This is a genomic window from Pseudoroseomonas cervicalis ATCC 49957 (genome assembly GCF_000164635.1).
Classification (GTDB): Bacteria; Pseudomonadota; Alphaproteobacteria; order Acetobacterales; family Acetobacteraceae; genus Pseudoroseomonas; species Pseudoroseomonas cervicalis.
In genome coordinates, this window is the sequence record NZ_GG770779.1 from 144,393 (window position 1) to 157,156 (window position 12,764).

Annotated in this window: 8 protein-coding genes; all 8 read left to right on the plus strand. The window is 67.6% G+C overall.

From position 1 onward, the window contains the following. Positions 1-225: 225 nt before the first annotated feature. The 8 genes from rplK (at position 226) to rpsG (ending at position 12,676) form a co-directional block, all read left to right on the plus strand. On the plus strand, positions 226-660 hold the full coding sequence (rplK, locus tag HMPREF0731_RS11940) for a 50S ribosomal protein L11 (RefSeq protein ID WP_007004392.1): 435 nt from the start codon (positions 226-228) through the stop codon (positions 658-660). Positions 661-663: 3 nt separating this feature from the next. Next, on the plus strand, positions 664-1,359 hold the full coding sequence (gene rplA, locus HMPREF0731_RS11945; RefSeq protein WP_007004393.1) for a 50S ribosomal protein L1: 696 nt from the start codon (positions 664-666) through the stop codon (positions 1,357-1,359). A gap of 312 nt (positions 1,360-1,671) precedes the next feature. Next, positions 1,672-2,190 carry a 50S ribosomal protein L10 gene (gene rplJ, locus HMPREF0731_RS11950; RefSeq protein ID WP_040613068.1) on the plus strand — a complete coding sequence of 173 codons (519 nt, stop codon included), beginning with the start codon at positions 1,672-1,674 and terminating at the stop codon, positions 2,188-2,190. Positions 2,191-2,286: 96 nt separating this feature from the next. Further along, complete coding sequence (gene rplL / locus HMPREF0731_RS11955) at positions 2,287-2,667, plus strand: 50S ribosomal protein L7/L12 (RefSeq protein WP_007004395.1); 381 nt, start codon at positions 2,287-2,289, stop codon at positions 2,665-2,667. A gap of 202 nt (positions 2,668-2,869) precedes the next feature. Then, the gene (gene rpoB, locus HMPREF0731_RS11960) at positions 2,870-7,051 is read left to right on the plus strand and encodes a DNA-directed RNA polymerase subunit beta (RefSeq protein WP_007004397.1); all 4,182 of its coding nucleotides are present in this window, start codon (positions 2,870-2,872) and stop codon (positions 7,049-7,051) included. 88 nt (positions 7,052-7,139) lie between these two features. Beyond that, on the plus strand, positions 7,140-11,405 hold the full coding sequence (rpoC, locus tag HMPREF0731_RS11965) for a DNA-directed RNA polymerase subunit beta' (RefSeq protein ID WP_007004398.1): 4,266 nt from the start codon (positions 7,140-7,142) through the stop codon (positions 11,403-11,405). Positions 11,406-11,814: 409 nt separating this feature from the next. Beyond that, on the plus strand, positions 11,815-12,186 hold the full coding sequence (gene rpsL / locus HMPREF0731_RS11970) for a 30S ribosomal protein S12 (protein WP_007004399.1): 372 nt from the start codon (positions 11,815-11,817) through the stop codon (positions 12,184-12,186). 13 nt (positions 12,187-12,199) lie between these two features. After that, positions 12,200-12,676 carry a 30S ribosomal protein S7 gene (gene rpsG / locus HMPREF0731_RS11975; RefSeq protein ID WP_007004400.1) on the plus strand — a complete coding sequence of 159 codons (477 nt, stop codon included), beginning with the start codon at positions 12,200-12,202 and terminating at the stop codon, positions 12,674-12,676. The last annotated feature ends 88 nt before the right edge of the window (positions 12,677-12,764 follow it).

Genomic DNA, 12,764 nt, shown 5'->3' on the forward strand with positions numbered 1-12,764 from the left:
CCGCCGCGCCCGCACCAGGGCGGGGCGGCGGGCCAGCCATGCGCGCGGCGGGGTTCAGAGGCGTCTGGACTCTCGCCGGCTGGACCTGTATAGGCCCGCCTCCGCCGTGATCCTCCTGGGCGCGCGATGTTGCGCGCACGGAAGGTTGCGGCGTTTTCGTCAGGGACGCGGGAGGCCCGGCCAGGGCCGACAGCACCGCGCGCCTCTGCACACAGAGGACGTATCATGGCTAAGAAGATCGTCGGCTACATCAAGCTGCAGATCCCGGCCGGCAAGGCGAACCCGTCGCCGCCGGTCGGCCCCGCGCTGGGTCAGCGCGGCCTGAACATCATGCAGTTCGTGAAGGAATTCAACGCGGCGACGCAGCAGATGGAGCCCGGCACCCCGACGCCGGTCGTCATTACCGCGTATTCGGACCGCACCTTCTCCTTCATCACCAAGACGCCCCCGAACACCTATTTCCTGCTGAAGGCGGCCAAGCTCGAGAAGGGCAGCCAGACGCCGGGCAAGGGTGGCGTGATCGGCCGTCTGACCAAGTCGCAGCTGCGCGAGATCGCGCAGGTGAAGATGAAGGACATGAACGCCAACGACGTCGAGGCCGCCGTGCGCATGCTGGCCGGTTCCGCCCGCTCGATGGGCATGTCCGTGGTGGAGGGCTGATCCATGGCCAAGCAGGGCAAGCGTCTCAAGGGCCTGTATGCCGGTCTCGACCGTGACCAGCTGCACCCGCTGACCGAGGCGATCGCGACCGCCAAGGCCAATGCCAAGGCGAAGTTCGACGAGACCGTCGAGATCTCGATGAACCTCGGCATCGACCCGCGCCACGCCGACCAGATGGTCCGCGGCCTGGTCGGCCTGCCGCACGGCACCGGCAAGACCGTCCGCGTGGGCGTCTTCGCCCGCGGCCCGAAGGCCGAGGAGGCCAAGGCCGCCGGGGCCGATGTGGTCGGCGCCGACGACCTGGCCGCGCTGGTGCAGGAAGGCAAGATCGAGTTCGACCGCTGCATCGCGACCCCGGACATGATGGGCTTGGTCGGCCGCCTGGGTAAGATCCTGGGCCCGCGCGGCCTGATGCCGAACCCGAAGCTCGGCACCGTCACCATGGACGTCAAGGGCGCCATCGCGGCGGCCAAGGCCGGCCAGGTGGAGTTCCGCGCCGAGAAGGCCGGCATCGTGCATGCCGGCATCGGCAAGGCCTCCTTCACCGCCGAGCAGCTGGTCGAGAACGCGCGCGCCTTCATCGAGGCGATCCAGCGCGCCAAGCCGACCGGCGCCAAGGGCACCTATGTGAAGAAGGTCGCCGTGTCCTCCTCCATGGGCCCCGGGCTCAAGGTGGACGTGACCACCCTCTCGGCCTGAGCCGGGAGTGACGAGATACGCGCCGCCCCCTCGGGGGTGAGCGCGGGCAAGGGAAGGGGTTCGCCCCCTCCCTGACACCTGTCCGAGAGCGCATGTGGCCCGAGCGCGGGCCTTAAGGGGGCAGCCGCCCCGCAGGCGTGAGATGGGGATGCCGAGAGATGCAGGCCGCCGCCGCCCTCGCGCGGCGCGGCGTGATGCTTGGTCTTCCGCAGACTCAGACAGGCGAACCGGGGTGCGTCCATCCGGACGTGCCCCCGTGTGAACCGGCCGGAGCCCTTCCACAAGGCGCCGGCCACCGTGTGGAGACGGGAGTTGGATCGTACGGAGAAGCGTGCGTTCGTTGCCTCCCTCGCAACGGTGTTCGCCGAGACGAATTTCGTGCTCGTCGCCCAGAACAAGGGCATGACGGTCGCGGATGTTTCGAATCTGCGGCGCCAGATGCGGGCGGCGGGCGCGACGTATAAGGTCGCGAAGAACCGGCTGGCCACCCTCGCCCTCGACGGCACCCGCTTCCAGGGCATCTCGCCGCTGCTGAAGGGTCCGACCGCGCTCGCGTGGTCGACGGATCCGGTGGCCGTGGCGAAGACCGCCGTGGAGTTCGCCAAGGGTAACGACAAGTTCGTCATCCTGGGCGGGGCGCTCGGGACCCAGATGCTGGACGCCGATGGCGTCAAGTCGCTGGCCTCGCTGCCCTCGCTCGAAATCCTGCGCGCGAAGCTGCTGGGTCTCATCCAGACCCCTGCGACGCGTATCGCCGGCGTGCTTCAGGCGCCCGGTGGTCAGGTGGCGCGCGTGCTGGCGGCTTACGCCAAGAAGGACGAGGCGGCCTAACAGGCGCCTATCGCGGAAGACCCTGGGCTGGCCGCACTCCGCCAGCCGGGGATTGCATTCATCACGCCAAGCGATTACATCGAAGGATAGAAAACCATGGCCGATCTCGCGAAGCTGGTTGACGAGCTGTCCAGCCTGACCGTTCTGGAAGCCGCCGAGCTGTCGAAGCTGCTCGAGGAGAAGTGGGGCGTGTCCGCCGCTGCTCCCGTGGCCGTTGCCGCTGCCCCCGCCGCTGGTGGCGCTGCCGCCCCGGCCGCCGAGGAGCAGACCGAGTTCACCGTCATCCTGGCGAACTCCGGCGACAAGAAGATCAACGTGATCAAGGAAATCCGCACCATCACCGGCCTGGGCCTGAAGGAGGCCAAGGATCTGGTCGAGGGCGCGCCGAAGACCGTGAAGGAAGGCGTCTCCAAGGACGAGGCCGAGAAGATCAAGAAGGTCCTCGAAGAGAACGGCGCCAAGGTCGAGGTCAAGTGAGGTCCTTCCGGCAGCCTGGCGCCCCTTCCGGGGCGCCGGCCGCCGGGCTGGGCTGAGCGCGATACGACGCACAGCGAAACGGGCGGGGATCCCCTCGGGTCCCTGCCCGCGACTGCGTTGCCGGCGGGCACACCGCCGCGCGCGATAAGAGGTACCCGCCGGCCGGGGCGGTTGGGCCGGAGCGAAGGGAAGCAGGACGGGCATGAACGCGATCACGAAGTCGTTCACCGGGCGGAAGCGCATCCGGAAGTCTTTCGGGCGGCTGCCCGAGGTGGCACCGATGCCGAACCTCATCGATGTGCAGCGCGCCTCCTACGAGGCCTTCCTGCAGATGGGGGTGGACCCAGACGCGCGGACGAACACCGGGCTTCAGGAAGTGTTCAAGTCGGTCTTCCCGATCGACGATTTCGCCGGGCGGGGCCGCCTGGAGTTCGTCCAGTACGAGCTCGAAGAGCCGAAATATGACGTGGAAGAGTGCATCCAGCGCGGGCTGACCTTTGCCGCCCCGCTGAAGGTGCGCCTGCGCCTGATCGTCTGGGACGTGGACGAGGACACCGGCTCCCGCTCCGTCCGCGACATCAAGGAGCAGGATGTCTACATGGGCGACATGCCGCTCATGACGGACAACGGCACCTTCATCATCAACGGCACCGAGCGCGTCATCGTCTCGCAGATGCACCGCTCGCCGGGCGTGTTCTTCGACCACGACAAGGGCAAGACGCACAGCAGCGGCAAGTACCTGTTCGCCGCGCGCGTCATCCCCTATCGCGGCTCCTGGCTCGACTTCGAGTTCGACGCCAAGGACATCTGCTACGTTCGTGTTGACCGGAAGCGCAAGCTGCCCGCCACGACGCTGCTCTACGCCCTGGAATCGGCCCGCACCGAGGCGCTGCGCGCCGAGCGCGGCGCCGCGCTGGAGCCGGGCGAGGTCCGCGGCATGGACGCCGAGGAGATCCTCAACACCTTCTACGGCCAGGTGGTGTTCAGCCGCGGCCCGAAGGGGTGGAGCCGTCCCTTCGAGCCCGACGCCTTCCGCGGCGTCAAGCTGATCGAGAACCTGGTCGATGCCGCGACCGGCGAGGTCGTCGCCGAGCGCGACACCAAGCTGACGCCGCGCCTGGCCCGCAAGATCGCCGAGGCCGGCACCAAGGAGGTGCTGGTCGGCCGCGCCGATCTGCTCGGCCGCTACGTGGCCGAGGATCTGGTCGACCTGACCACCGGCGAGATCTGGGCCGAGGCCGGCGACGAGCTGACCGAGCCGAAGCTGGCCGCCATCGAGCAGGCCGGCATCGACGCCCTGCCGACGCTGGCGATCGACCAGACGGTCGGCCCCTGGCTGCGCAACACCCTGGCCGTCGACAAGAATGGCAGCCGGGACGAGGCGCTGATGGACATCTACCGGGTGATGCGCCCGGGCGAGCCGCCGACGCCGGAGACCGCCGAGGCGCTGTTCCGCGGCCTGTTCTTCGACGCCGAGCGCTACGACCTCTCCACGGTCGGCCGCGTCAAGATGAACATGCGCCTGGGCTTCACCCTGGACGAGGTGCCGGACCACATCCGCGTGCTGCGCAAGCAGGACATCATCGCGACGGTCCGCACCCTGCTCGAGCTGAAGGACGGCAAGGGCCAGATCGACGACATCGACAATCTCGGCAACCGCCGCGTGCGTTCGGTCGGCGAGCTGATGGAGAACCAGTACCGCGTCGGCCTGCTGCGCATGGAGCGCGCGATCAAGGAGCGCATGGGGTCGGTCGATATCGACACCGTCATGCCGCATGACCTGATCAACGCGAAGCCGGCCGCCGCCGCGGTGCGCGAGTTCTTCGGCTCCTCGCAGCTGTCGCAGTTCATGGACCAGACCAATCCGCTGTCGGAAGTGACGCACAAGCGCCGCCTCTCGGCGCTGGGTCCGGGCGGTCTGACGCGCGAGCGCGCCGGCTTCGAGGTGCGCGACGTGCACCCGACGCATTATGGCCGCATCTGCCCGATCGAGACGCCGGAAGGCCCGAATATCGGCCTGATCAACAGCCTCGCCACCTTCGCCAAGGTGAACAAGTACGGCTTCATCGAGACGCCGTACCGCCTGGTGAAGGACGGCAAGATCGTCGGCGAGCCGCGCTACCTCTCCGCCATGGAGGAGGAGAAGCTGGTCGTCGCCCAGGCCGATGCCGAGGTGAATGCCGAGAGCGGCGAGTTCCTCTCCGACCTCGTCTCCGTCCGCCAGGGCGGTGACTTCCGGCTGGTGAAGCCGGAAGAGGTGACGGCGATCGACGTCTCGCCCAAGCAGCTGGTCTCCGTCGCCGCGGCGCTGATCCCGTTCCTGGAGAACGACGACGCCAACCGCGCGCTGATGGGCTCCAACATGATGCGTCAGGCGGTGCCGCTGGTCCGCTCCGACGCGCCGCTGGTCGGCACCGGCATGGAATCCGCCGTGGCCCGTGACTCGGGCGCGACCATCGTGGCGCGGCGCGGCGGCGTGGTGGACAGCATCGACGGTGCCCGCATCGTCGTGCGCGCGACGAATGAGGAAGACGGCACCACCCGGGGCGTCGACATCTACCGGCTGCGCAAGTTCCAGCGCTCCAACCAGTCGACCTGCATCAACCAGCGCCCGCTGGTGAAGGTGGGCGACCAGGTGGCGCCGGGCGACATCATCGCCGACGGCCCCTCCACCGAGCTGGGCGAGCTGGCGCTGGGCCGCAACGTGCTCGTCGCCTTCATGCCGTGGAATGGCTACAACTTCGAGGACTCCATCCTCATCAGCGAGCGCATCGCCAAGGATGACGTCTTCACCTCGATCCATATCGAGGAATTCGAGGTGATGGCCCGCGACACCAAGCTGGGCCAGGAAGAGATCACCCGCGATATTCCGAATGTGGGTGAGGAAGCCCTGCGGAATCTCGACGAGGCCGGCATTGTTTACGTTGGCGCCGAGGTGAACCCGGGCGACATCCTTGTGGGTAAGGTCACCCCCAAGGGCGAAAGCCCGATGACACCCGAAGAAAAGCTGCTGCGCGCCATCTTCGGCGAGAAGGCCTCCGACGTCCGCGACACCTCGCTGCGCCTGCCCCCGGGCACGACGGGCACGGTGGTCGATGTGCGCGTGTTCAACCGCCGCGGCGTCGACAAGGACGAGCGCGCCATGGCGATCGACCGCGCCGAGATCGAGCGGCTCGCCAAGGACCGCGACGACGAGAAGGCCATCCAGGAGCGCAGCTTCCACTCGCGCCTGCGGGAGAAGCTGCTGAACCAGAAGGCCTCGGGCGGGTTCAAGGGCGTCAAGGCCGGCACCCTGATCAATGACGAGGTGCTGGACCAGTTCGCCCGCGCCACCTGGCGCCAGATCGGCGTGCAGGACGACGCCGTGATGGTCGAGATCGAGGCGCTGAAGCGCGAATTCGACGCCGCGGTCGAGAAGCTGCAGAAGCGCTTCGAGTCCAAGGTCGAGAAGCTGCAGCGCGGCGACGAGCTGCCGCCCGGCGTGATGAAGATGGTCAAGGTCTTCATCGCGGTGAAGCGCAAGCTGCAGCCCGGCGACAAGATGGCCGGCCGCCACGGCAACAAGGGTGTCGTCTCCCGCGTCGTGCCGGTCGAGGACATGCCGTTCCTGGAGGATGGCACCTCGGTCGATCTGGTGCTGAACCCGCTGGGCGTGCCCTCGCGCATGAATGTGGGTCAGATCCTGGAGACGCATCTGGGCTGGGCCTGCGCCAATATCGGCAAGTCCATCGGCGAGCTGGTCGAGGATTACCGCCGCGCGGGTGCCGCCCGCGAGGCGCTGCTCGAGAAGCTCCGCGATGTCTATGGCGACGAGATCTATGGCCGCGACATCGAGGACATGTCCGAGGACCAGCTGATCGAGCTGGGCGAGAATCTGCGCAAGGGCGTGCCGATCGCGACGCCGGTCTTCGACGGTGCCCGCATGTCGGACATCGAGCGGATGCTGGACAAGGCGGGGCTCGACACCTCCGGCCAGAGCCGCCTGATCGATGGCCGCACGGGCGAGTATTTCGAGCGCAAGGTGACGGTCGGCTACATCTACATGCTGAAGCTGCACCACCTGGTGGACGACAAGATCCACGCCCGCTCCATCGGCCCCTACTCGCTCGTCACGCAGCAGCCGCTGGGTGGTAAGGCGCAGTTCGGTGGCCAGCGCTTCGGCGAGATGGAGGTCTGGGCGCTGGAAGCCTATGGCGCCGCCTACACCCTGCAGGAGATGCTGACGGTGAAGTCGGACGACGTGTCCGGCCGCACCAAGGTGTACGAGGCCATCGTGCGCGACCAGGACAGCTTCGAGGCCGGCATTCCGGAATCCTTCAACGTGCTGGTGAAGGAGCTGAAGTCGCTGGGCCTGAATGTGGACCTGGAGAACCGCGCGGCGTGAACCTCTCGCCTCGCCAGACCCGAGTTTTTTTGCTCAGCCGCGCCGGGGTGACCCCGGCGCGGCGGCCTCACCTTGAGAGGACGGCCGCATGAACGAGCTGATGAAGATCCTGGGCCAGACCGGCCAGGCGATGACGTTCGATCAGATCAAGATCACCATCGCGAGCCCGGAGCAGATCCGCTCCTGGTCCTATGGCGAGATCAAGAAGCCCGAGACGATCAACTACCGCACCTTCAAGCCGGAGCGGGACGGGCTGTTCTGCGCGCGCATCTTCGGTCCGATCAAGGACTATGAGTGCCTGTGCGGCAAGTACAAGCGGATGAAGTTCCGCGGCATCATCTGCGAGAAGTGCGGCGTCGAGGTGACGCTGGCCAAGGTCCGGCGCGAGCGCATGGGCCATATCGAGCTGGCCAGCCCCGTCGCCCACATCTGGTTCATGAAGTCGCTGCCTTCGCGCGTCGGCCTGATGGTCGACATGTCGCTGAAGGAGCTGGAGAAGATCCTGTACTTCGAGTCGTATGTGGTGCTGGAGCCGGGTCTGACCGACCTGAAGCTGCACCAGCTGCTGACCGAGGAGCAGTTCGTCTCCAAGCAGGATGAGTTCGGCGAGGACGCCTTCTCCGTCGGCATCGGCGCCGAGGCGGTGAAGCAGATGCTGGCCGCGATCGATCTCGACAAGGAGAGCGCGCAGCTGCGCGCCGACCTGAAGGAGACGACCTCCGAGGCCAAGCGCAAGAAGTACGTCAAGCGCCTGAAGATGATCGAGTCGTTCAAGGAGGGCGGTGCCCGCCCCGAATGGATGATCCTCGACGTCGTGCCGGTGATCCCGCCCGAGCTGCGCCCGCTGGTGCCGCTGGATGGTGGCCGCTTCGCGACCTCGGACCTGAACGACCTCTACCGCCGCGTCATCAACCGCAACAACCGCCTGAAGCGGCTGATCGAGCTGCGCGCCCCCGACATCATCGTGCGCAACGAGAAGCGCATGCTGCAGGAGTCGGTGGACGCGCTGTTCGACAATGGCCGCCGCGGCCGGGCGATCACGGGCGCCAACAAGCGCCCGCTGAAGTCGCTCTCCGACATGCTGAAGGGCAAGCAGGGCCGGTTCCGCCAGAACCTGCTCGGCAAGCGCGTCGACTATTCGGGCCGTTCCGTCATCGTCGTCGGGCCGGAGATGAAGCTGCACCAGTGCGGCCTGCCGAAGAAGATGGCGCTGGAGCTGTTCAAGCCCTTCATCTACTCGAAGCTCGAGAAGTACGGCCACGCCACCACCATCAAGGCCGCCAAGCGGATGGTGGAGAAGGAGCGTCCCGAGGTGTGGGACATCCTCGAGGAGGTGATCCGCGAGCACCCGGTGATGCTGAACCGGGCGCCGACGCTGCACCGCCTGGGCATCCAGGCCTTCGAGCCGGTGCTGGTCGAGGGCAAGGCGATCCAGCTGCACCCGCTGGTCTGCACCGCCTTCAACGCCGACTTCGACGGCGACCAGATGGCCGTGCACGTCCCGCTGAGCCTCGAGGCCCAGCTGGAAGCGCGCGTGCTGATGATGTCGACCAACAACATCCTCAGCCCCGCCAACGGCAAGCCGATCATCGTGCCGTCCCAGGACATCGTGCTCGGCCTCTACTACCTGTCGCTGGAGACGCCGGAATTCCGCGTCGCCGCGAAGGAGCTGGAGGAGAAGCGCGCGCTGATCCGCGCCGCCGAGCAGAAGGGCGGCAAGGACCTCAGCGACGCCGAGAAGGCGGCGCTGGAGCACCGCCCGCATGTCTTCGGCGATCTGGGCGAGGTGGAGCAGGCGCTGGCCGCCGGCAGCATCACCCTGCACACGGCGGTGATGGCGCGCGTGCCGGCGCCGACGGCGGAGAACGCCAAGCGGCAGGAGACGGTGCTGACCACCGCCGGCCGCATGATGATGGGCGCCCTGCTGCCGCGCGACCCGCGCACGCCCTATGCGCTGGTGAACCGCCAGCTGACCAAGAAGTCCATCTCGGACGTCATGGACGCGGTGTACCGCCATTGCGGCCAGAAGGAGTCGGTGATCTTCGCCGACCGCCTGATGGCGCTGGGCTTCCGCCAGGCGGCCAAGGCCGGCATCTCCTTCGGCAAGGATGACATGGTCATCCCCGACGAGAAGGAAGGGCTGATCGCGCGCACCAAGGCCGAGGTGAAGGAGTTCGAGCAGCAGTACCTCGACGGCCTGATCACCGCGGGCGAGCGCTACAACAAGGTGGTCGACGCCTGGTCGCGCTGCACCGACGAGGTGGCCGGCGCGATGATGAAGGAGATCTCGCGCCAGGAGGTCGGCAAGCCGATCAACAGCGTGTGGATGATGTCGCATTCCGGTGCGCGTGGCTCGCCGGCGCAGATGCGCCAGCTGGCCGGCATGCGCGGCCTGATGGCCAAGCCCTCGGGCGAGATCATCGAGCAGCCGATCATCGCGAACTTCAAGGAAGGCCTGTCGGTCCTCGAGTACTTCAACTCGACCCACGGCGCCCGCAAGGGCCTGGCCGACACCGCGCTGAAGACCGCGAACTCCGGCTACCTGACCCGCCGCCTGGTCGACGTGGCGCAGGACTGCATCATCGTCGAGGTCGATTGCGGCACCGAGCGCGGCATCACCGTGCGCGCCGTGATGGATGGCGGCGAGGTGGTCTCCTCGCTCTCCGAGCGGATCCTGGGCCGCACCGTGCAGCGCGACATCTTCGACCCGACCTCGGGCGAGCTGCTCTATCCGCGCAACACGCTGATCCAGGAGCCCGAGGCGGAGCGGATCGAGAAGGCCGGCGTCGAGGAGGTCTATATCCGCTCGGTGCTGACCTGCGACGCGCGCTCCGGCGTCTGCGGCCATTGCTATGGCCGTGACCTGGCCCGCGGCACGCCGGTGAACATCGGCGAGGCGGTGGGTGTCATCGCCGCGCAGTCGATCGGCGAGCCGGGCACGCAGCTGACGATGCGCACCTTCCACATCGGTGGTGCCGCGACCCGCGGCGCCGAGCAGTCGGCGGTGGAAGCCACCGGCGACGGCACGGTGGTGGTGCTGAACCGCAACGTCGTGGCGAACAGCCAGGGTGCGGCCATCGTGATGGCGCGCAACTGCGAGATCGTGCTGAACGACGCCAATGGCCGCGAGCGCGCCCGCTACCGCGTGCCCTACGGCGCCAAGCTGCTGGTGCAGGAGGACGGCCTGGCCGTCACCCGCGGCCAGAAGCTGGCGGAGTGGGACCCGTTCACCCTGCCGATCATCACCGAGAAGGGCGGCACCGTCGAATATGCCGACCTGATCGAGGGCGTGACGCTGGTCGAGCGGCAGGACGAGGTGACCGGCCTCTCCTCCAAGGTGGTGGTGGACTACAAGCAGGCCGCCAAGGGCGCCGACCTGCGTCCGCGCATCATCCTGAAGGACGAGAAGGGCAACATCGTCCGCCTGGCGAATGGCGCCGAGGCCCGCTACTTCCTGTCCCCCGACTCGATCCTGTCGGTGGACAACGGCGCCTCGGTCCAGGCCGGTGACGTGGTGGCCCGCCTGCCGCGCGAATCCTCGAAGACCCGCGACATCACCGGCGGTCTGCCGCGTGTGGCCGAGCTGTTCGAGGCGCGCCGTCCGAAGGACCACGCGATCATCAGCGAGATCGACGGGCGCGTGGAGTTCGGCAAGGACTACAAGGCCAAGCGCCGCATCCTGGTGGTGCCGGAGCAGGTCGGCGACGAGCCGCCCGTGCCGCGCGAGTACCTGGTGCCGAAGGGCAAGCACGTCTCGGTGCAGGAAGGCGACTATGTGAAGGCCGGCGACCCGCTCGTCGACGGTCCGCGCGTGCCGCACGACATCCTGCGGGTGCTGGGCGTCGAGGCGCTGGCGAACTACCTGGTGAACGAGATCCAGGACGTCTATCGACTGCAGGGCGTGAAGATCAACGATAAGCATATCGAGGTGATCGTCCGCCAGATGCTGCAGAAGGTGGAAATCCTGGATCCGGGCGACACCACCTTCCTGGTGGGCGAGACGGTCGAGCGCATCGAGTTCGAGATGGAGAACGAGAAGCTGCTCGCCCGCAAGGAGCGCCCGGCGCGCGCCGAGCCGGTGCTGCAGGGCATCACCAAGGCCTCGCTGCAGACCACCAGCTTCATCTCGGCCGCCTCCTTCCAGGAGACGACGCGGGTGCTGACCGAGGCGGCGGTGGCCGGCAAGGTCGACTACCTGGCGGGCCTGAAGGAGAACGTGATCGTGGGTCGCCTGATCCCGGCGGGCACGGGCTCGGTGATGAACCGGCTGCGGGCGCTGGCCGCGCAGCGCGACGGCCAGCGGCTGACCGGCCAGGGCGCGCTGCCCAAGCCGGGCGCCGAGGCCGCGGAGTGATCCGCGGCGGCCGGGGCGGGGAGGGATCCCCGGCCCGGCCGCCGCTGCCGTGAAACCGCGCGTTTCACGGTGCCTTCCCCTCTCTGGAAGGCGGGCCGGGAGTCCCCGGTCTTTTTGCATGGGAGACGCCTCCATTGCGGGGGCGGATTCTTTGGTCAGGGGGTGCGGCGCGCTTGACTCATGGGGGGTCGGCGCGTAGTTTCCGCGCCCTCGACGGGGTTATGCTCGCCATATGGGCATGACCTGCGGAGTTCTGGACGACAGGTTCTGAGCAGCCGGCGCCGCACCCATTCCGGGTGCTGAGGCCGGGGCGGGACAAGCCCGATGGGGTGGCGCGGAAGCGCCGCCCGGTCGGGCGCTCTTGCTTGCAAGGGGCCTGGGCGTTCGAAAAAGGGCACGAAGGGGCGTCATGCCGACGATCAACCAGCTCATCGCCAACGGGCGTGAGCCCAAGCCGAGCCGTAACAAGGTTCCGGCGCTGCAGGGCTGCCCGCAGAAGCGCGGCGTCTGCACGCGCGTGTACACCACCACTCCGAAGAAGCCGAACTCGGCTCTCCGTAAGGTCGCCAAGGTGCGCCTGGTGAACGGGATGGAAGTGGTGAGCTACATCCCGGGTGAAGGTCACAACCTGCAGGAGCACTCGGTGGTGCTGATCCGCGGCGGGCGCGTGAAGGACCTTCCCGGCGTGCGCTATCACATCCTGCGCGGCGTGCTCGACACGCAGGGCATCGCCAAGCGTCGCAAGCGCCGTTCGCTGTACGGCGCGAAGCGGCCGAAGTAAGGGATAGAGAGCGATGTCGCGTCGCCATAGCGCCGAGAAGCGCGAAGTCCTGCCGGATCCGAAGTTCGGCGATCTCGTCCTCAGCCGTTTCATGAACGTGCTGATGTATGACGGCAAGAAGAGCACGGCCGAGCGTATCGTCTACGCCGCCATGGACACCCTGAAGCGCCGCGGCGGTCCGAACAGCGACCCCCTGCGCCTGTTCCATGAGGCGATGGACAATGTGAAGCCGGCCGTCGAGGTCCGCTCGCGCCGCGTCGGTGGTGCCACCTACCAGGTGCCCGTCGAGGTGCGCCCGGAGCGCCGCCAGGCGCTGGCCATCCGCTGGCTCATCGAGTCCGCCCGCAAGCGCGGCGAGCACACGATGGAAGAGCGCCTCTCCTCCGAGCTGATGGACGCGGCGAACAACCGCGGCTCGGCCGTGAAGAAGCGCGAAGACACGCACCGGATGGCCGAAGCCAACAAGGCCTTCAGCCACTACCGCTGGTAACGACACCCGATCGGGGACGAAGACGATGGCGAAAGCTAAGTTTGAGCGGAACAAGCCGCACTGCAACATTGGCACGATCGGGCATGTC

Excerpts from the sequence above, each read along its gene's own strand:
- rplA (WP_007004393.1), top strand. The coding sequence starts at position 664 with ATGGCCAAGCAGGGCAAGCGTCTCAAGGGCCTGTATGCCGGTCTCGAC.
- rpoC (WP_007004398.1), top strand. The coding sequence starts at position 7,140 with ATGAACGAGCTGATGAAGATCCTGGGCCAGACCGGCCAGGCGATGACG.
- rplK (WP_007004392.1), top strand. The coding sequence starts at position 226 with ATGGCTAAGAAGATCGTCGGCTACATCAAGCTGCAGATCCCGGCCGGC.
- rpoB (WP_007004397.1), top strand. The coding sequence starts at position 2,870 with ATGAACGCGATCACGAAGTCGTTCACCGGGCGGAAGCGCATCCGGAAG.
- rplL (WP_007004395.1), top strand. The coding sequence starts at position 2,287 with ATGGCCGATCTCGCGAAGCTGGTTGACGAGCTGTCCAGCCTGACCGTT.
- rpsG (WP_007004400.1), top strand. The coding sequence starts at position 12,200 with ATGTCGCGTCGCCATAGCGCCGAGAAGCGCGAAGTCCTGCCGGATCCG.
- rpsL (WP_007004399.1), top strand. The coding sequence starts at position 11,815 with ATGCCGACGATCAACCAGCTCATCGCCAACGGGCGTGAGCCCAAGCCG.